This is a genomic window from Pseudomonas asuensis (assembly GCF_014646755.1).
Classification (GTDB): Bacteria; Pseudomonadota; Gammaproteobacteria; order Pseudomonadales; family Pseudomonadaceae; genus Chryseomonas; species Chryseomonas asuensis.
On sequence record NZ_BMNW01000017.1, the window covers coordinates 1 to 19,400 of the forward strand.

Annotated in this window: 16 protein-coding genes; 10 read left to right on the top strand and 6 right to left on the bottom strand. The window is 53.2% G+C overall.

Annotated features, from left to right (window positions below; translation table 11 throughout):
- From IEX86_RS22715 to trfA, 4 genes are all read left to right on the top strand, one after another.
- Positions 1-745 (top strand): hypothetical protein (locus tag IEX86_RS22715; RefSeq protein WP_188868450.1); only part of this gene is annotated, 745 nt, incomplete at its 5' end.
- A 288-nt stretch (positions 746-1,033) separates the two neighbouring features.
- The gene (locus IEX86_RS22720) at positions 1,034-1,549 is read left to right on the top strand and encodes a hypothetical protein (RefSeq protein WP_188868451.1); all 516 of its coding nucleotides are present in this window, start codon (positions 1,034-1,036) and stop codon (positions 1,547-1,549) included.
- A gap of 1,576 nt (positions 1,550-3,125) precedes the next feature.
- A complete protein-coding gene (locus IEX86_RS22725) occupies positions 3,126-3,608 on the top strand; it encodes a helix-turn-helix domain-containing protein (RefSeq protein ID WP_188868452.1) in 483 nt (160 codons plus the stop codon).
- Positions 3,605-4,561, top strand: a complete 957-nt coding sequence (gene trfA / locus IEX86_RS22730) for a plasmid replication initiator TrfA (RefSeq protein ID WP_188868453.1) — start codon at positions 3,605-3,607, stop codon at positions 4,559-4,561. The genes IEX86_RS22725 and trfA overlap by 4 nt, the downstream gene beginning before the upstream one ends.
- A gap of 647 nt (positions 4,562-5,208) precedes the next feature.
- Here trfA and IEX86_RS22735 read toward each other — a convergent pair.
- Positions 5,209-6,099, bottom strand: a complete 891-nt coding sequence (locus tag IEX86_RS22735) for a LysR family transcriptional regulator (RefSeq protein ID WP_188868454.1) — start codon at positions 6,097-6,099, stop codon at positions 5,209-5,211.
- Between the two features lie 158 nt (positions 6,100-6,257).
- On the opposite strand from IEX86_RS22735, the gene IEX86_RS22740 reads away from it, so the two are divergent.
- From IEX86_RS22740 to IEX86_RS22765, 6 genes are all read left to right on the top strand, one after another.
- Positions 6,258-7,088, top strand: coding sequence for an HTD2 family dehydratase (locus IEX86_RS22740; protein WP_188868455.1), 831 nt, complete (start codon positions 6,258-6,260; stop codon positions 7,086-7,088).
- Between the two features lie 49 nt (positions 7,089-7,137).
- Entirely contained in the window at positions 7,138-8,301 is a 1,164-nt protein-coding gene (locus IEX86_RS22745) for an acyl-CoA dehydrogenase family protein (protein WP_188868456.1), read from the top strand.
- A 10-nt stretch (positions 8,302-8,311) separates the two neighbouring features.
- Positions 8,312-9,667: an MmgE/PrpD family protein gene (locus tag IEX86_RS22750; RefSeq protein WP_188868457.1), complete on the top strand. Its 1,356-nt coding sequence runs from the start codon at positions 8,312-8,314 to the stop codon at positions 9,665-9,667.
- A gap of 2 nt (positions 9,668-9,669) precedes the next feature.
- Positions 9,670-10,875: a CaiB/BaiF CoA transferase family protein gene (locus IEX86_RS22755; protein ID WP_188868458.1), complete on the top strand. Its 1,206-nt coding sequence runs from the start codon at positions 9,670-9,672 to the stop codon at positions 10,873-10,875.
- A complete protein-coding gene (locus IEX86_RS22760) occupies positions 10,872-11,705 on the top strand; it encodes an HpcH/HpaI aldolase/citrate lyase family protein (RefSeq protein WP_188868459.1) in 834 nt (277 codons plus the stop codon). The genes IEX86_RS22755 and IEX86_RS22760 overlap by 4 nt, the downstream gene beginning before the upstream one ends.
- 98 nt (positions 11,706-11,803) lie before the next feature.
- Positions 11,804-12,796, top strand: a complete 993-nt coding sequence (locus IEX86_RS22765) for a TRAP transporter substrate-binding protein (protein WP_188868460.1) — start codon at positions 11,804-11,806, stop codon at positions 12,794-12,796.
- A 129-nt stretch (positions 12,797-12,925) separates the two neighbouring features.
- Here IEX86_RS22765 and IEX86_RS22770 read toward each other — a convergent pair whose 3' ends face one another.
- The 5 genes from IEX86_RS22770 to IEX86_RS22790 form a co-directional block, all read right to left on the bottom strand.
- The gene (locus IEX86_RS22770) at positions 12,926-13,657 is read right to left on the bottom strand and encodes an SDR family oxidoreductase (protein ID WP_188868461.1); all 732 of its coding nucleotides are present in this window, start codon (positions 13,655-13,657) and stop codon (positions 12,926-12,928) included.
- A gap of 76 nt (positions 13,658-13,733) precedes the next feature.
- Positions 13,734-15,230: a xylulokinase gene (gene xylB / locus IEX86_RS22775; RefSeq protein ID WP_188868480.1), complete on the bottom strand. Its 1,497-nt coding sequence runs from the start codon at positions 15,228-15,230 to the stop codon at positions 13,734-13,736.
- Between the two features lie 59 nt (positions 15,231-15,289).
- The gene (locus IEX86_RS22780; RefSeq protein ID WP_188868462.1) at positions 15,290-16,825 is read right to left on the bottom strand and encodes an FGGY-family carbohydrate kinase; all 1,536 of its coding nucleotides are present in this window, start codon (positions 16,823-16,825) and stop codon (positions 15,290-15,292) included.
- A 64-nt stretch (positions 16,826-16,889) separates the two neighbouring features.
- Entirely contained in the window at positions 16,890-17,828 is a 939-nt protein-coding gene (locus IEX86_RS22785; RefSeq protein ID WP_188868463.1) for an ABC transporter permease, read from the bottom strand.
- Between the two features lie 49 nt (positions 17,829-17,877).
- Entirely contained in the window at positions 17,878-19,371 is a 1,494-nt protein-coding gene (locus IEX86_RS22790) for a sugar ABC transporter ATP-binding protein (protein ID WP_188868464.1), read from the bottom strand.
- Between the last annotated feature and the right edge of the window lie 29 nt (positions 19,372-19,400).

Sequence of the window (19,400 nt, forward strand, 5' to 3'; positions counted from 1 at the left end):
ACGCCAAACCCAATGGCACCTGAACGCTATTGCAGACAGTCATATTACACCGACACAACGCTTCTTGATAAACCATGGTCAGATGCTAGAGGCCGCAGGCTATAGTAGTTATGCCATGAACCGCTTGGCTTCAATGCTTCCTGCCAAGCAAACCTTTGTCTTAACTTACGGCCAGACGCTAAAGGCCGCAGGCTATGGCGGTTATGACATGACCCGCTTGGCTTCAATGCTTCCCGCCGAGCGAACTTTTGTCTTAACTCACGGCCAGACGCTAAAGGACGCAGGCTATGACGGTTATGCCATGAACGGACTGGCCGCACAGCCTGCCGCCGAGCAAACCTTTATCTTAACTCACGGCCAGACGCTAAAGGACGCAGGCTATGGCGGTGATGCCATGAACCGCTTGGCTTCAATGCTTCCCGCCGAGCAAACCTTTGTCTTAACTCACGGCCAGACGCTAAAGGACGCAGGCTATAGCGGTGATGCCATGAACGGACTGGCCGCACAGCCTGCCGCCGAGCAAACCTTTATCTTAACTCACGGCCAGACGCTAAAGGACGCAGGCTATGACGGTTATGCCATGAACCGCTTGGCTTCAATGCTTCCCGCCGAGCAAACCTTTGTCTTAACTCACGGCCAGACGCTAAAGGACGCAGGCTATAGCGGTGATGCCATGAACGGACTGGCCGCACAGCCTGCCGCCCAGCGAAAAGCTGAACTGAGGCGTCTAGGCATTGCGCTTTAACGAGCGATGCGAGGAGCTGGCTAATGATAGATGCAGGCTCACAGGCTTTGTTCATCCTCTTCCTAGGTAGTCCTTTATGCACCCCGTTGGAGCAACACCATCCTTGTTCGTACAGACCCCAGAGCTTAGCGATGCGCTCTCAAAACGGCATCAGCAGCGGCTCAATCCACCACGCCTTCTGCGACGCCTCAGCAGCAGGCCCCCATCGTACCCAGCAAAATGGTGTTGGGTAGAAGCCTGGTAGAGGTCGGTAACCACAAACCGCTCACGGATCCAAGGGATAAAGCCTTGTTACCCTACCTGTTCAGACCTGATGGCAAGGTTAACCAAGAAGATTTACCTAATGGGGACGCCCGTTGTCACTACCAGGTTGCGCATGTGCCCGGTGACCCGGATAACCCTTTTGAGGCGACCCTTGTGTTTGCGAAGGGTCAGCTCAAGGAATTATCAGCTAAATCTACCTCTAACCTTGAGCGTACCTTTCCTCCAACAACATTCACGCCCAGGACCGATTCCAGGCCTCTTGGCTCTTCCAATCTGGCAACGCTTCCTAATGAAACGTTGGATCGTATAGCGGGACACACTGCCTCAACAAACCCCAATGGCCTACTCGCGCTACGCCAAACCCAATGGCACCTGAACGCTATTGCAGACAGTCATATTACACCTGCACAACGCTTTCGGATAAATCATGGTCAGATGCTCCATGCCGCAGGCCATGATGCTGATCAGATGAGAGCTTTAGCCATAAGGCCTGAAGAAGAGCGAGAGGCTGTGATGGAGGGTTTAAAAACAGAAGGGTAAAACAATGACTTCCTTGAGGTCCTCTCAACGTGAGTCCCAATCTCTACCGTATAGAAAGGATAAGCAGCATAGCTAACTCAAACCACTGAGTTAGCTATGCTTTAAAGCCCACTTATGATGTCCAACATTCGGGGGTCAGTTCATTTTCCTTACCGCTTCCATTGTTTTCACGGTGAAAAGTTGTAAGCACAATCCAGGTTTTTGCGCGAACATTGCTTGATCTGCGAACGCTTATTCAGATGCAGTAATGCCGCAATTAATAACCAGGAGTTCAGATGAACCCGAGTTGAAGGCATACAAGAGGGCTCTGTTTCTGCTACTAAGCAAAGCAGCAGTTTTCCGGCCTCAACGCGTGGAACATAAGTCTTACGAGAAACTTTCCAGGTAATAAATAGGCTGCGTTTTTCACGGTGAAAACTGGACTCGCTAGGAGCGATCTACACAGGAGATTGATTCATGATAGAAATCAGCTTTCGAGACTCTGACGAGCAGCCTTGATTTTTTGCTGCCTTATTTAGGGCTTAGGCGTCCCACCAAAGCTAGTGCTATTACTTCTAGAGCAATTTCCCTTTAAGCCGTGCGCTTTTACCTTTGCTTTAGCATTTCTCAAAAAAGGAGGGCGACACGATCCATGTTTCACGGTGAAAAATGGAAAGGCCTTACTAAAAGTACTGAGCATCAAGCTTCTAAAGAAATAACCCATCAGGAACAGCTTGTGCTCTCTTGGAAATGTCATAAAAAAGCCGCGCTATACCCCTCTGCTAGTCGAAGCGAAACGCTATAAGGAAAGAGGTTGGGACATCAGCGCATATTACCCCTATAAGGGGTAATATATAACCCAGCAAGGGTATAAATATTACCTTATAGGCTAGCAGTAGAGGTGATGGTACGTTTTGAAAAGCTTGGGATAACAACGCAAAAAACATGCGAAAGTTATCTCAAAGGCTAAAACGTCTAGATGAATAACCTTCGTTAGCTATCTTACATCAAGCTGCTTGAGGAATTGCCGTACGCACTCAGGGACTGGAAGATACAAGGGAGTAGATGCGTTCGCTTTTTGAGCTTTATTCCTGGCAATGCCCTACAAAGGTAATATATATACCATTTATTCCAATAAGGTAGCCTGATGATTCAGAAGATAGCAGTTATATCCGTATAAATCTTGGCATAACTGCGCTATATAGTGGGGATTTAGTTATTATAAATGGCTTTAATGCCTCCTATATTAACTTTTTGGAATAAACTTGGGCCCTACCTCCAAACTTGGGATATCATCTCAGAAATATACATATATAAGCCATATTTACTTTTTATATTACCTTTTAAGCTTGGAGACCTGTTCATACAGACGTAATGCATATCAGGTTACCGGGATCATATGGTGTGATCTGAGGTAAATCCCGAATGTCTATATAGAATTGGTAGAACAGCGCATATTTGGTTATCCAAATAGCACTTATGCTTTTAATATTACTTCACATAATGTTGTCGCAAGGGTAACCTACGTATAAAGCATGTTCCGATGTAGTGATGGGCCACTAACGTAACAATGGCTCAAATGGATATATGAAGCCTTATGATCAATCGTGTCGTTATCCCAAGAAGTCGCCAATGTGCAGCCGCTAGAACATTGCTTGGCTGGCACCAGACCAGCCTTGCTGAAAGAGCGAAACTGTCGCCCAAAGCGCTATCCTTTTTTGAGACCGGGAAGACCAGTATCAGGAACTCGACCCTTCTGGCTATTGAGCACGCCTTCGAAGGCGCAGGCGTCATATTAGGAGATGACGGAGGAATAGGTCTTAAAGGAGGCCTTAAGGTTGCACGAGGTCGTCAGTATGCCGCGGCGAGAGTCTTGCTGGGATGGAGCCGGGAAGATCTCTCCCAGCGGAGTAATGTGTCAGCCAAGGCCATTTCACTATTCGAGCAGGGCAAGTCGACGCCACGCAATGCCTCACTGGATGCGTTCGATGCCGCTTTTTATGTTGAGGGCATTAGCCTGGCGGAAAGCGGTGAAATTATTATAGAGGTGCAAGAAGGATTACAGGAGGCGCCGGCGTGACAAAGGAACCTGTACCACGCCCATCCGGCAGCCGTGTAAAGGCACTCCTTCAGAAGCGGGAGGCAGAAGCACGGGCCCGCCAGGAAGAAATTGAGAAAGCTAGCGAGGAAGTCAGAGAGCTACATGTCGAGCCAAATAGGCAGAGCACGCTAGATCTTCAGCTACCTCTTTTTCCTGAATATGCCTCGGCCATGCCGCACCATTGGACTCGGACAACCCTGTTCGCCAGCATTGCACGCGGCAAACGCAAATTGCACCATCGTCAGCAATTAGCCAGCCGATCAGATTTTACAATCCTGTATACCGGTCAGCAGCTGGACATGGCTGATAACGATGTATTTCTCCATGCTCTTCAACTGGCCCAAAATCAGGATGCAGGTCAGGTTATCCATTTTGTTCGTTCCAAGTTTTTGGAAGGGATTGGCCGCTCTGCTAGTGGCCAGAACACCTATGCCTGGCTTGAAAACAGCCTTCGGCGTCTTGCTGAAGCAACCTTGTTTATAGAGAGCGATCAGGGGCAGGGGCTTATGGTGCGGCTGATCAAGGACATGGCATGGAACAAGAAGCAGGATGAATACTGGCTTGCTCTGGATCCACATATCGTCAAGTTCTTCCAGCAAAGTCAGATTGCCTATATCGACTTTGAAGTCCGTAAAAAGCTGCGGTATGCCCTATCCAAATGGCTGCAGAACTATGCCTGCGGCCATCGCGCAGGAGAGCACCACTTTGTGTCCATTGAAAACCTCATGCACTGGAGCGGTAGTACAGGCAGAGTTAGAGACTTCGCTGAACATAAAGAAAGAGGGCTTCGAATTGCACTTGCTGAGCTGGAAAGTCATGGAGTGATACGGGACTGGGATATTTATGAACGCCCTAATGGCCGCAAAAAACAGCTTATGGTCAAGTGGTTCCGCCCCCAGAAAGCAAAGGAATTACCTAACGAGCAGGTTTGATAAGGTTATCCACAGTAATTGGGATAACAGCGCCATCAGTGATGGGATAACAGCGCAGCGTCTTGGGATAACGGCGTGAAAAATTGGGATAGCATCGCACCTTCCTGGGATAACGGCGCGTTTAGTTGGGACAACAGCGCACGCATGCGCTTTAAACTACTGATTTTATTGATTTTTTTTGGTTTTCTATTGACTTAAACTGTTTCTAAACAGTTCTTAAACTGTTTGTTTAAACAGAAAAAGCATTTTTTCTCTATCAAAAGCGGAAAAAGCAGAAGCAAACCCAGCAGGTAGATCGATACATATCTGACGACTCCACTGGCAAGCTTATGGACAAGCACGAAGAAGGAACTATGGCTTGTTCTATTCAGAAACCAACAAGACATTTACTAAAGCTTCATAGTAAACTTCAATAGTTAAGACTAATTGAAAGATTGGTATAACAGCGCAAGCCACTGGCTGAAAGCAGACTTTTCACCGTGAAAACCCTTACTAACATGATCAGCAGCGCTACCGCACCCTGGATTGATCCTCTTCAATGGTTAGCCTTTACCTTAGGAACCACCACTATCCATTCCGTTAGCAAGATACAGAGAAAGAAAATCGAACAGAGGATTCCTGGCTCAGCGGATAAATGCTCCAACAGATCAGGAGCAATGCTGGGTCATGACTGCGATAAGCGCACGTATACATCCAGGCAATGCATCTAGTTGACGGATAAGAATGCTGCGTTCGCGTATTGCCCAGGGCTCATCCAATGGGATGATTGTAAGGTTCATAGTACGACTATGGCGCAATGCAGCTGACTCAGGAATAACGCCTATTCCCACACCTGCCTCTACCATCCGGCAGATAGATTCAAAGCTTGAGAGCTGAATACGCCAGAGCAGGTTTACACCGAGCTTCTCGGCTTGCTCACGCACGAATGCCTGCAACGTACTGCCTTCATGCAAACCAACATGGTGAAAAGACAAGGTTTGACGAAGCGTAAGCGAGGGATACTGGGTCAGCTCATGGTCATTAGGTGATACAAGCACCAGCTTATCGGTACTGAAATGCAGAACCTCCAATCCAGCAGCAGTTACCGGCCCGGCAATGATGCCCATATCACTCGAGCCATCCAGAACACCTCGTACGATATCGCGGGAGAGCCTCTCTTGCAGATCAATGGTTACGCCCGGTCTCTGCGCGAGAAAACCAGCTAGCACTTCCGGTAGGAATTCAGTGACGGCCGTAGTGTTGGCAAAGATCCGGATATGACCCGCCGAGTCTGTACCGTACTCGGTGAACTCAGCTTTTAGATAACCAACCTGACGCATGACTAGGCGCGCATGCTTAAACAGCCGCTGCCCTGCTTCGGTAAGCTCTACGCCCTTGCTGTCCCTGTAGAATAAGTGGCTGTTGAGCTGAGCTTCTAATGCCTTGATACGCATGCTAGCTGCTGCTGGAGAAATAAAAGCCTTACGGGCACCCTGGGTCAGGCTGGGCGCTTCGGCAATATGAATAAAAAGGCGCAGATCCGTAAGATCGAAGTGCATGTCATCCTACTCATGTGGCGATACACAAAAGAGCCCAGGTAGCAGTACTGGCCATGAGCGTTCATCCTGCCTTAACGCGGGGTTTTGTAAAAGCAGATTCCCAGAACGGCAGACCTTCTCCGATGATGACCTCATAGTCGGAACGGGAGAAAGTTGCCATGAGCGACATGGATTTGAATCAATGGGTCGGAAGGGTTGAAGAGGCCCATGATCAGCTCAGTTTTAATCTGCTCAAGCGAATCGCCGCAACCTTTGGTGAAGATACTCCTGCTCATGGTGAAACTCTCCCGCTTCTCTGGCAGTGGTGCTTTTTCCAGGAACCGCTTCCCGAGCCAGCCCTAGGAGAGGATGGCCATCCAGCACGAGGTGGTTTTCTTCCTCCTGCCGATAATCGCAACCGAATGTGGGCGGGTGGCCGTCTTGAGTTCTTCGAGCCGCTTAGAGTGGGCAGTGACGCTTCCCGAGTTTCTACTATCAAGCAAATACAAGAGAAGGAAGGGCGTACCGGCAAACTGCTGTTTGTTACCGTGCAACATGAGTACGTGCAGAACGGCCAGGTATGTATTCTCGAGGAACAGGACATTGTTTATCGCGAGCCGAATCCACCCCGGGCTGGTGGCGCTGAGCCTTCACCCAAGGGGCAGTGGAGCGAGACGGTTATACCTACACCCACCTTACTCTTTCGTTATTCGGCAGTGACCTTTAATGGTCATCGAATTCACTATGACTATCCCTATGCTACCGAGACGGAAGGATATGCAGGACTCGTGGTTCATGGCCCCCTGATAGCCGCCCTCACTCTGCGCGCCTTTGCGCGAGCCCATCCCGAGGCACGTATTCGCCGCTTTGCTTACCGTGGGGTCAGACCGTTGATCTCGCCATCTCCTCTTGAGCTGACAGGTTGCGTCCAGACTGCCGGCAAGGCGCAGCTCTGGGCAGGTAATGAGGGAGGAGTGGTTCAGCAGGCTGAAGTTGAATTTGACGGTTGAGTTGACTGGGCATGCAAACACACCCATTCCATCAGAATAAGGCAAGGCCATGAACCCGAACAGAAATGAAGAACTCAATGCCATACGTGAAGGCGTTCGCGCGTTGTGTGCTGAATTCGATGCAGCTTACTGGCGCAGGATCGACGAAGAAAAGGGGTTTCCCGAGGCCTTTGTCAGAACACTGACTGAGGCAGGCTGGTTAGCAGCGATGATTCCAGTTGAATATGGTGGCTCTGGCCTAGGGCTTTCAGAGGCCTCTGTGATTCTTGAGGAAGTCAATCACAGCGGCGGTAACTCCGGGACTGTACACGGACAGATGTACAACATGTTTACTTTGCTTAAGCATGGCAGCGAAGAACAAAAGCAACGATACCTGCCCAAACTTGCCAGTGGTGAGCTGCGGCTCCAGTCCATGGGAGTGACTGAGCCCACTACAGGTACGGACACCACCAAGATCAAGACCACAGCCGTCAGGCAGGGCGATAAATATGTAATCAACGGTCAGAAGGTTTGGATTTCCCGCGTTCAGCACTCGGATTTAATGATCCTTCTGGCTCGCACTACCCCACTGGCTGACGTCACGAAGAAGTCAGAAGGCATGTCCATTTTCATCGTTGACCTACGAGAAGCCATTGGCAGCGGCCTGACTGTACGGCCAATTCCCAACATGGTTAACCATGAAACAAACGAGCTGTTTTTCGACAATCTTGAGATACCGGCGGAAAACCTTATTGGCGAGGAAGGCAAGGGGTTTAGGTACATCCTTGATGGGCTCAACGCCGAGCGCACACTTATTGCTGCAGAGTGCATTGGTGATGGGCGTTGGTTCGTCGAGAAAGCATGCGCTTACGCCCGGGACCGGGTGGTGTTCGGCCGGCCTATCGGGCAAAACCAGGGTGTGCAGTTTCCTATTGCAGAAGCGCATATCGAAATCGAAGCGGCAGACCTGATGCGCTGGCGAGCCTGCAAGCAATATGACCGCGGCCTCAATGCTGGTGCGAGCGCCAATATGGCTAAGTACTTGGCGGCCAAGGCTTCCTGGGAAGCAGCCAATGCCTGCCTGCAAACTCATGGCGGTTTCGGGTTTGCCTCTGAGTACGATGTAGAGCGTAAATTTCGCGAAACACGGCTCTATCAGGTTGCCCCCATCTCGACAAATCTCATCCTTTCCTATGTAGCCGAGCACTTGCTTGAGCTGCCGCGTAGCTTCTGAGGAATTGACCATGAGCCATACCCGAGCACTGGCCAGTTTTCTTGCTGAACTTGCTTATGAGCACATTCCAGCCTCCGTACTTGACCGAACCGAGGAGTTATTTCTGGACTGGATGGGTTCTGCCCTGGCAAGTCAGGGTGCTCATCCAAGTCCGCTGTTTGAGCGATATGCAGAAATGATGGGCCCAGGCGAAGGGCCTTCAGGAATATTGACCAACGGTAAAGGCACTTCGGCTTATTTTGCCGCTCTTGTAAACGCTGCAGCGTCCCATCTTGTAGAACAGGATGACTTGCATAACAGCTCGGTATTGCATCCGGCTACTGTCGTGTTTCCCGCTGCACTGGCAGCGGTCGAGGAGGGTGGATACACCGGCCGTGAACTACTGCTAGCGTCAATCGCGGGGTATGAGGCCGGCATCAGGATCGGAGAATTCCTGGGTCGTTCGCACTATAGAATTTTTCACACTACTGCAACGGTAGGCACACTGGCTGCAGCCATTGCGGTAGGGAAGCTGTTTAGGTTCGATCAAGAGCAGTTCCTAAACCTGTTAGGTAATGCTGGTACGCAGGCAGCCGGTCTATGGGAGTTCCTGCGGGACGCTGCCGATTCCAAGCAGCTTCACACGGCCAAGGCGGCAGCTGATGGGTTACTGGCTGCCTATATGACCCGCGAAGGCCTGACCGGAGCCCGTAACATACTTGAAGGGCCACAAGGCATTGCTGCCGGGATGTCTACGGATGCCAATCCCGCCAGACTGGCAGACCGGCTCGGCAGCCGTTGGGCCCTTACAGAAACCTCTTTCAAATTCCACGCCTCCTGTCGTCATACGCACCCCGCCGCGGACGCCTTGCTGGAATTAATGCAGCGTGAAAACTTGGTTCACAGCCATGTCGCTGGGGTTGTAGCACACGTCCATCAAGGTGCTATCGATGTTCTGGGGCGTGTCGTGATACCGCAAACGGTACACCAGGCGAAATTCCATATGGGTACGGTACTAGGATTGATTGCCGTATATGGCAAAGCTGGACTTACCGAGTTTCACTCCTACGCCCTGGCAGACCCCGCCGTGAAAGCCTTTGGTGAAAAGGTGGAAATGGTTTTAAGCCCAGAGGTCGATGATGCCTATCCTGCACGCTGGTTGGGAAGGATAACGGTTACCACTACTGATGGGCGCGTTCTGCACGCAGCGATCGATGAGCCCAAAGGAGATCCAGGCAATACGCTTTCACGTCCTGAGCTTGAGGATAAGTTTCGGCGCCTGATTGATTTCTCTGGCGCACGGACGCCGGATCAGGGAGAGGACTTGATCCAGGCCGTGTGGTCGATACGCGACCGCTCCGATCTTTCTATCCTGACGAGGTGCTGATTATGGCAAGCATCACTAACCAAGAGCGTCCCCTGGACGGCGTTACCGTTGTGAGTCTTGAGCATGCCATCGCAGCACCCATCTGCACCCGGCAACTCGCGGACATGGGTGCACGCGTGATAAAGGTTGAACGGCCCGGTGTGGGGGACTTTGCCCGTGGCTATGACACCCGCACCAATGGTCTTGCCTCACACTTTGTATGGACCAATCGCTCCAAGGAAAGCTTGAGCCTTGACCTCAAGGCGGAGGGGGCAGGGCAGGTTATCGAAGCACTACTGGCGAAGGCAGACGTATTGGTTCAAAACCTTGCGCCGGGTGCAGCGGCACGCGTTGGATTGAGCTTTGAGGCGCTGCATGAGCAATTTCCTCGACTCATCGTGTGCGACATATCTGGCTATGGAGCCGGTGGGCCCTATGAGAACAAGAAGGCCTATGATCTCCTGATCCAGGGTGAAGGCGGCTTTCTGTCGGTAACAGGCGGGCCTGGAGAGGAAGAAATTGCCAAGGCAGGCTGTTCCATTGCTGATATCGCGGCGGGCATGTATGCGTTTAGTGGGATTCTCTCGGCACTGTTGCTGCGTGGGCGTACAGGCAAAGGCAGTCAGGTGGATGTCAGCATGCTGGAAAGCCTGGTGGAATGGATGGGGTACCCCATGTACTACGCGTACGAAGGCGCCGAGCCGCCGCCACGCGCAGGCGCGTCTCATTCTACTATCTACCCCTATGGGCCTTTTCCCTGCAGAGAGGGTGGGACCGTTATGCTGGGTCTACAAAACGAACGAGAATGGGCGGCGTTTTGTGAAAAGGTCCTGCGCCAGCCAGAACTTCAGACTGATGAGCGATTTTCCGCCAATTATCGACGCACAGCCAATCGGCAACCGCTACGAGACATTATTGTCGAGACCTTTGCACAGCTCACTGTTGAGCAGATTCTTGAGCTCCTGGAAGATGCGCAGATTGCCAGTGCCAAGGTTAATGACATGCATGGCGTATGGGCTCATCCACAGTTGCGCGCACGCCAGCGATGGGTGGAGGTAGACAGTCCCCAAGGGAAGCTGCCTGCATTATTGCCTCCTGCTACCAACAATGCCTTCACCGCACGTATGGATCCCATACCGGCCCTGGGAGAGCACAGCCAGGCGATTCTTGCCGAACTTGGCTTCACGAGCCAGGCGATCGAGCAGCTTAAGCAGGCGGGGACACTATGACTCCCTTTTTAACAGGTCCGGTAAGAAGCGCCCTGTTTGTTCCTGGCAACCGCCCTGAGCGCTTTGGCAAGGCATTGGCAGCCGGAGCAGATTGCGTAATCGTCGATTTCGAAGATGCGGTAGAGGAAAACCAAAAGCCCCAGGCTCGCCAAAACCTGGAAGCGTTTCTGCTCCAGAACCAGGACGTCAGAATAGCAGTGCGCATCAATGCACCGGGCCATGTTGAGCAGGCAGCAGACATCAGGTTTTGTTCTGCTCACCCTGCGGTGGCTGCAATTGTTCTTCCCAAGGCCGAAACCGCAGCACAGATCGAAGCACTAGCCACCGCCGGTAAACCTGTCTGGCCCCTCATTGAGACTGCTCGTGGCCTTTTGGCGCTACCTGAAATTGCCGCAAGCGCAGGCGTTGAACGATTGACGTTTGGTGCTCTGGACCTGGCCGTTGATCTGGGGTTAAGGGAGGCGGGGGAGGGCATGCAGAAAGTCTTTGATCAGGTCCGTTACTCGCTGCTTGTTCATTCAGTAGGCAGGGCGCTGGCGCCTCCTTTGGATACGGTATTTGCTGATATTGGCAATCCCGAGGGGCTTGCGAGTGCTGCATTAAACGCTCGGGACATGGGGTTTGGTGGTTTGCTGTGTATCCATCCCACCCAGGTGGACACTGTTCATCAGATATTTCAGCCCAGTGCCGATGAGATCGAATGGGCAAGACGGGTAATAGAGGCGGCGCGCTCCGGCGAGGGAGCCATACGCCTGGAAGGCAGGATGATTGATGCGCCTGTAATCAAGAAAGCTCAACGCCTGCTTCAAGGTCTGCAACAGGCAGACTAGCGTTCAACTCTCCAATACGCCTAGCGACAAGCAGATTCTCCTGAAGAAAAGCCGTTCGCATTCTGCGGACCTATGACAACAACAAAAGGAAAATGGCTATGCTCACGTTTACCCGGGTACTTCTCTGCGCCGTTCTGCTCGCAATGGCGGGTCTGGTCCAGGCCGCCGATCCCATTACGATCAAGTTTGCCCACGTGGTTGCTGACAATACGCCGAAGGGACAGGGCGCTTTGCTGTTCAAGAAGCTGGCCGAGGAGCGTCTGGCCGGCAAGGTACGAGTGGAGGTCTATCCGAACTCCTCATTGTTTGGCGACGGTAAGGAGATGGAGGCGTTACTGCTGGGTGATGTACAGATGCTTGCACCGTCGCTTGCCAAGTTCGAGCAATACAACAAAAAGATCCAGATCTACGATCTACCTTTTCTGTTCGACAATTTGGAGGCTGTCGATCACTTCCAGGCCGGAAAGGGAAAGGAGCTGCTTTTAGCCATGCAAGACAAGAATATTCTTGGACTAGCCTACTGGCACAATGGGCTTAAGCAGCTGTCGGCCAACAAGAAGATGGTTGAACCCAAAGATGCGCGCGGCCTTAAGTTTCGTGTGCAGGCCTCAAGTGTGCTTGAGGAACAATTCAAAGCCTTGCGCGCCAACCCTCGAAAGATGAGTTTTGCCGAGGTGTATCAGGGGCTCCAGACCGGTGTGGTCAATGGTACTGAAAACACTTGGTCAAATTATGAAAGCCAAAAGGTCAATGAGGTCCAGCCATTCTTTACGGAGTCAAATCATGGCCTGATCGACTACATGGTCATTACCAACGCCTCATTTTGGAAGGGGCTGACGCCGGAGGTGCGCGATGAGCTGGAAAAGATTGTGGCTGAAGTTACGCTTGAAGTGAACAGGCAGGCCGAGGCGTTGAATCAGAGTGCCAGGCAAAAAATTATCGATTCCAGAACCAGCCAGGTCGTCACATTGACACGTGAGCAACGCGAGAAGTGGCGCGAAACCATGAAGCCGGTCTGGAAGACGTTTGAAAGCGAAATTGGTACAGACCTGATCAATGCTGCTCAAGCCTCAAACCAACAGGCTCAATAAATCTGATGCATGTCCGGCTCCTGCTGGACACAATACTTTCTCCCTGAGCGCTGTGTGAATGGGGTCGCGGTAGTGCTGTGCTGATTAGCCTGTCGAAGATACTCAACAGGCTAATTACCATAGTCAGCCTTAGCCTGCAGTAAATCCTCCATCGATTGGCAATATGACGCCTGATATCATTGATGAGGCCTGGCTCAGCAGAAACAGTATAGGCAGGACCACCTCTTGGGGCTCGGCGAACCGCCCCAGGGGTATCCTGGAAAGCATGGCGCTGGCTTTTGCCGGGTCACTCCAGCCCACCCTTGCCATAGGCGTCAGGGTTACGGTGGGGTTCACGCTGTTGACCCTGATATTATGAGGGCCAAGCTCTGCACAGAGTACGCGTGTCATCGCATCCATGGCTGCCTTTGATGCAGAGTAGCCCAGATGGTCTGGCAGTGAGGCTATAGCGGCCTGGCTCGAAACATTAACAATTGATCCACCGTTGCCCTGATCGATCATACGACGTGCAACCAGTTTGCTCACAAGCGCCGTGGCGCGCGCATTGACTGCCATCATCTGGTCAAACGCGAGGGCAGTGACCTCCGTAGCGGGTTCAAGTATCGCTATTCCAGCGCAGTTGACCAAACCGTCTACCTTGCCTAGCTGGTTTTCTATTTCTGCCAATCCACTCGGCTGTGCAAGGTCTGCTACAACGATGTCGCATGAGGTTTTTTGTCTTAGCTCGTTGAGTTGCTCAGCGTTACGACCTATAGCCAGTACCTGAGCGCCCTCGGCACGGAGAGCCTCGACGCAGTACCAGCCAATACCGCTACTCGCCCCGGTGACCACGATGGTTTTGTGCGCCAGATCATCAAACATTTGCTGCCCCTTGTTGTGTCATCACAATCTCTGGCCCCACGCCTGCCAGGCGCACCGGCCAATGCTGGTTTGGCTATCAGGCCCGGTGGTACATCGCATCTACCTGTCCTACATAGCGTTGGTAAGCGTGCTCATAAGCTGCAACGGCAGCAGGCGCAGGCTGGATCGCTCCGGTGTCGTCAAACGCTACGAGGCGCTCACATAGCGATTCGAGCGATACCTCACAGGCGCTGGTGCGGCTCAAATCGCACCAGGCAGCCTGAATGGCCCCGCCCAGGGCAGCGGCTTCGCCTATCAGGGGGCAGACGACGCGGGTATCCATCACATCCGCTACCATTTGCCTCCATACTGCGCTCCTGGCCCCTCCGCCGATAAGGCGCACCTCCTCGCTCCGGATGCCAGCGCTGCGCAGGAGATCCAGACCATAGCGCAAGCCAAAGGTCGCGCCTTCCATTACCGCCCGACACAGGTTGGCAGGACGAAGATTGTGTGCGCTCAGTCCAAGCAGACTGCCGGTTGCATCGGGCAAGGCTGGCACTCGCTCGCCTCCCAGAAACGGCAGCATGCTTATTCCATCAGAGCCGATGGGCGCCGCTTGGGCTTCTGCGTTGAAGCGGGGCAGGTCAAAGTCAAACATGGCACGTACGGCGTTGGCTGCACCCGTTACGTTCATGGTGCAGATCAAGGGTAGCCAGCCGTTAGTGGATGAGCAAAAGGGCGCCACCAGCGAAGAAGGCTGACGCGGTGCACAACGGGAGTAGGCATACAACGCGCCTGAGGTGCCCAGGCTTAAGGTGACCACGCCTTCTCTAATATTGCCTGTACCAATGGCGCCCATCATATTGTCGCCGCCACCGCTTGAGACGATTACGTCATCGGCAAGGCCCAGCTCCCGGGCGATTTCAGTGCGCACTCGACCAACTGGCTCATGGGACTCGATTAAGGAGGGCAGCGCCTGTGTCAGGCGGCCGGATGTATCGATCAGCTCAAGTACCTGTGGCGCCCAGCGGCGAGAGCGGATATCGAAATAGCCAGTCCCGGACGCATCACCGTACTCAGCAGCTTTCCGACCGCTAAGCCAATAATTGAGATAATCATGGGGAAGCAGGATATGGTTGATATGGGAGAAATGATGCGGTTCGTGCTCTTTGAGCCACAATAACTTTGAGAGGGTATAGCCTGTAGCGGGTACTAGTCCAAGCTGCTCCATTGCCCCCTGTTCACCGCCCAGCCGCGCAAGCAGCTCGGCATTTTGTGGGGAAGTTTCCGTATCGCACCAGAGCTTCGCAGGTCGAATAACCCTGTGCTCGGCATCCAGCACTACCAGGCCGTGTTGCTGACCGGATACGCCTATAGCGCGAATAGCGCGGGCATTGATGGCTGAGGTTTCCAAGGCCTGACGGTAAGCGCTAAGAAACGCATCGATCCACTCCTGTGGCTCCTGTTCGCGACGGCCATTGGCATGGCTGATTAGCCCATGTGGTGCATAGCCCTCACCACACAGGCGTCCCTGGTCCAGATCCACAATCACCACCTTGGTGCCCTGTGTGCCGCAATCAACCCCTAGGTATATGCTCATTTGCTTTGTCCTTTTGTACCGGCCAGGCCCAGGTTAACCGGGCGGCGTTGCGGCTAATGTCTGCTCAAGGCATGCATGGAGGGTTTCAGGGCCTGGTAGATTGCACAGTACTGCTCGAACATGCGGTCGTAGATGGCCTTGTTTGCAGGATCAGGTTGCGCGCGGGCGCGTAGCGTTCGCCACTGGCGTGCCTGTGTCAGGTTGTCAACTGCGCCTATCGCCAGCGCAGCGAGTATCGCACCTCCCAGCGGTGCTTCTACCTGTTCCTCAATCGTCATGACGGGATATCCCGTCACATCGGCAATGATCTGCATCCAGAGGTCCGAGGCAGCTGCCCCGCCCACAACGATCAGTTCGGGATCAAGCCGGACTGCACCCTGCTGCCCACACTCCATGTTGTGGCGCAGCGCGAAGGCCAATCCTTCTAAAACTGCACGATAGAGATGGGCCTTGGTATGAAACAAGGTCAGGCCAACATAGGCACCTGTCGCTCTGGCATCCCAGATTGGACTACGCTCGCCCATCAGATAGGGCAGAAACACGACCCCCTCGGCACCCGCAGGGGTCATGGCCGCCTCAAGCTCCATCAGTTCGTGTACGTCTGTTCCGGGAAGCAAGGCCGCTGCCTGCTTCTCCATGGCGCAGAACTGGTCACGAAACCAGCTGATGGATGCACCGGCTGTAATAGCTCCGCCAAATATGTAGAGATCTTTTAGTCCGTTATAGACATAGGGCATGCTGACCAGCCCGTTGCGTGCATGCGTTGACTGATTGATGAATCCCCAGCACATGCTGGTACCGATCATGGCGACATGGTTTCCAGGTTCCATTACACCAGCGGCGAGCGTTGCCATTGCCGCATCGATACCGCCCGCCACTACTTTTGTCCCTGCCTGCAGGCCTAGCCGCTGCGCAGCTTCAGGCAGGAGATGGCCAATTACCTCACTGGGCTCTACCAGCCTAGACGGCATTAGCGCGGGATCAATACCAAGCGCCTCCAGCAAAGCCTGCGACCAGCTGCGCGCCTCGATGTCGTAAATGCCCCCGATATTACCGGCTGAGCAGTGATCAACAATCAACTGCCCAGTAAGGTGATAGTGGACGTAGCTGTTTGGCGGCAGCAGATAACGCGTCCTTGCCCAGATCTCGGGTCGATGGCGCTTGAGCCACAGCATCTTGGTGTAGCCATAGTAGCTGTCCACCCCATTGCCTGTGATGCGCTGCAGCATTTCTATATCTACATTCTGCCTGACCCAGTCGACCTCCTCATGGGCGCGCCGGTCCATCCAGATCAGACAGGGATGTAACGGCTTAATAGTCTCGTCGACGGGTATACCCGAGCCGCCATAAAGGCTGCTCACACAGATTGCGGCGATCTCATGAACAGGCACTCTGCCCTTGGCAACCACCGCCGCGGTCGCCTCATACACGGCCTCCAGCCATACCTCAGGCCACTGTTCCGCCCACATCGGACGGGGCTGGTCGACCCGGTAGGCTGCAGACGCCTGGGCGATAAGGCGACCTTCGGTAGACATCAGCAAGGCTTTGGTGCTTTGTGTACCAACATCCACTCCGATTACATACTGCATGACCGTTGTCCCTGAAGAAGCACAGGCTCTGCACGCGAGCCGATACGCAATGAGAGAGGCGTTGTTATTTATCGCGGCTGCGACTGATGTAAATTGCCAACAGTATGATGCCGCCCTTGATAACGTTCTGGACGTAGGGCAGTACGCCCATCAGGTTGAGTCCATTGTTCAGCACGCCCAGCATCATGGCGCTGATAAGTGTTCCTACAATGGCGCCTCGGCCACCCGCAATGGCTGTGCCGCCGAGCACTACTGCGGCAATTGCATCGAGTTCAAACCCAACGCCGGCGTTGGGCTGGCCACTCATGAGGCGTGACGTCAGGACAATGCCCGCCAGCGCCGCGGTAAGACCACTCAAGGTGTAGACCAAAAGCTTGTAGCGTGAAACGCGGACACCGCTCAGGCGCGCAGCCTCTTCGTTGCCACCAATGGCGTAGATGTATCGACCAATCGGGGTCTTGTTGAGCAGGATGAATGCAAGGATATAGACCACCAGCATGACAAGGATCGGTAGCTGAAGGCCAAAGATCTCTCCGCGTCCCAGAAAGGCGAACCCCTCGGGTAAACCAGAGATGGGATAGCCTCCCGTGTAGATCAGGGCCAGGCCACGGGCAATACCCATGGTTGCCAATGTCACAATGATTGGCGGCATTTTGGCATAGGCGACAAACAGGCCATTACCCGCCCCAAACAGGGCGCCAACCAGCAGCCCGGCCAGAACTGCCAGTTCAACCGGAAAGCCGGCGATCATAAGGCCTGCGGTAAGGGTGCCGGAAAGCGCCATGACAGGCCCCACCGAGAGATCAATGCCGCCGGTGAGAATCGCACAGGTCATGCCAACCGCAATGATGGCAATGATCGAGACCTGGCGCGCGACGTTGCTGAGGTTGTTGGCGGTAAGGAAGTTGTCATTGACTAGGGCCATGACAACAAAGATCACAATAAAGCCAATCAGAGGATAAAAAACCGGCGACTTGCGCCACCTGCCAAGTTGCGCGTTCATCTTTAAGCTCCCCTGGCCCTGGACTTTGGTCTCGGTGACATTGCCCATTTCATGCCCCTCCCGTTGCATAACGAATGATATTGCTGGAATCCACCGCATCGCCTGCCAGGGTTTTCACTATGCGTCCCTGCCTGAACACAGCCACCCGGTCGCTTACCCCAACCACTTCGGGCAATTCCGATGAGATCATGATGATGGAGATGCCCTGGTTGGTGAGAGCTCGCATCAAGCGATAGATCTCGGCCTTGGCACCTACATCTATACCCCGTGTGGGCTCATCAAAAATCAATACCTTGCAGTTGTGATTGAGCCAGCGTGCAATGACTACTTTTTGCTGATTGCCACCGCTGAGGTTACCCACCGGACACTCATGGTCAGGGGCCTTGACCCTTACCTTGCGCATCAGGTCATCAACCACCTGGCCTTCATGGCTACGGTTGATGATGAAACCTACGTCGCAATGCTTGGCCAGGTTGTTAAGCGTGATGTTTTCGCGGATGGAGAAGGGCAGGACCAGCCCTTCCGTCTTGCGGCTTTCCGGTAGCAATCCTATTCCGCAATTAAGGGCATCCGCAGGTGACTTGAGGCTTTCGGCACGGCCGTTGACCAGCACGTCCTTACGATGGACCGGCGTTGCGCCAAGCAGCCCCAACGCAAGTTTTGTACGTCCAGAGCCAACCAGACCTGCAAATCCAAGAATCTCGCCTCGGTGCAGGGTAAAGCTGTTGACCGGTGCCTCTCGAGTCAACTGTATGGCGCGAACGTCAATCACAACCTCGCTTGTAGTGTGCAGCGCTTTGGGCGGAAAGTTGTTTTCGATCTTGCGGCCAACCATCATTTCCACCAGGTCATCCACATCAGTAGATCTGACCTCGCATTCCCCCACCAGGCACCCGTCCCGAAGTACGGTTATCCGATCGCAGATCTCATAGATCTCATCCATATGATGGGAGATGAAAATCATGCCAACACCTTGCGATTTAAGCTCACGCATGATGTTGAACAAATGGTCGGCTTCGCTGGGCGTGAGGGTGGCTGTAGGCTCGTCCAGTACCAGAATTCGGGCCTCCAGTGACAGTGCCTTGGCGATCTCGACAAACTGCTGCTCGGCAACGCTGAGATGGCTAACCGGCTCGGTCAGATCAATAGTGACGCCAAGACGTTGGAAAAGCGCCTCGGCTTTCTTGCTCATCGATGTGCTATCCAGCATCCCAAACCGATTGGTTATCTCACGGCCAAGAAAGATGTTTTCGGTGGCCGTAAGATAGGGAATCAGACTGAACTCCTGAAAGATGATCCCGACGCCAGCCTTGATGGCATCATGGTAGGTATGAAAGTGCTGCTCTTTACCGTCGATGGCAATCGATCCGGCATCAGGCGAGTAAATGCCGCACAGGATCTTCATGAGCGTCGACTTGCCTGCACCGTTCTCACCAAGCAGGGCATGAATTTCTCCTTCGCGAAGCTGCAGGCTGATATCGGTCAGCGCTTTAACGCCAGGAAAAGATTTTGAGATATGGTCGAGCGTAAGGAGACTGGACATGGTTATGTACCTTTAGGATCGTTTAACCG

Excerpts from the sequence above, each read along its gene's own strand:
- IEX86_RS22780 (WP_188868462.1), bottom strand. The coding sequence starts at position 16,825 with ATGCAGTATGTAATCGGAGTGGATGTTGGTACACAAAGCACCAAAGCC.
- IEX86_RS22790 (WP_188868464.1), bottom strand. The coding sequence starts at position 19,371 with ATGTCCAGTCTCCTTACGCTCGACCATATCTCAAAATCTTTTCCTGGC.
- IEX86_RS22735 (WP_188868454.1), bottom strand. The coding sequence starts at position 6,099 with ATGCACTTCGATCTTACGGATCTGCGCCTTTTTATTCATATTGCCGAA.
- IEX86_RS22770 (WP_188868461.1), bottom strand. The coding sequence starts at position 13,657 with ATGTTTGATGATCTGGCGCACAAAACCATCGTGGTCACCGGGGCGAGT.
- IEX86_RS22785 (WP_188868463.1), bottom strand. The coding sequence starts at position 17,828 with ATGAACGCGCAACTTGGCAGGTGGCGCAAGTCGCCGGTTTTTTATCCT.
- IEX86_RS22745 (WP_188868456.1), top strand. The coding sequence starts at position 7,138 with ATGAACCCGAACAGAAATGAAGAACTCAATGCCATACGTGAAGGCGTT.
- IEX86_RS22725 (WP_188868452.1), top strand. The coding sequence starts at position 3,126 with ATGATCAATCGTGTCGTTATCCCAAGAAGTCGCCAATGTGCAGCCGCT.
- IEX86_RS22760 (WP_188868459.1), top strand. The coding sequence starts at position 10,872 with ATGACTCCCTTTTTAACAGGTCCGGTAAGAAGCGCCCTGTTTGTTCCT.
- IEX86_RS22740 (WP_188868455.1), top strand. The coding sequence starts at position 6,258 with ATGAGCGACATGGATTTGAATCAATGGGTCGGAAGGGTTGAAGAGGCC.
- IEX86_RS22755 (WP_188868458.1), top strand. The coding sequence starts at position 9,670 with ATGGCAAGCATCACTAACCAAGAGCGTCCCCTGGACGGCGTTACCGTT.
- IEX86_RS22765 (WP_188868460.1), top strand. The coding sequence starts at position 11,804 with ATGCTCACGTTTACCCGGGTACTTCTCTGCGCCGTTCTGCTCGCAATG.
- IEX86_RS22750 (WP_188868457.1), top strand. The coding sequence starts at position 8,312 with ATGAGCCATACCCGAGCACTGGCCAGTTTTCTTGCTGAACTTGCTTAT.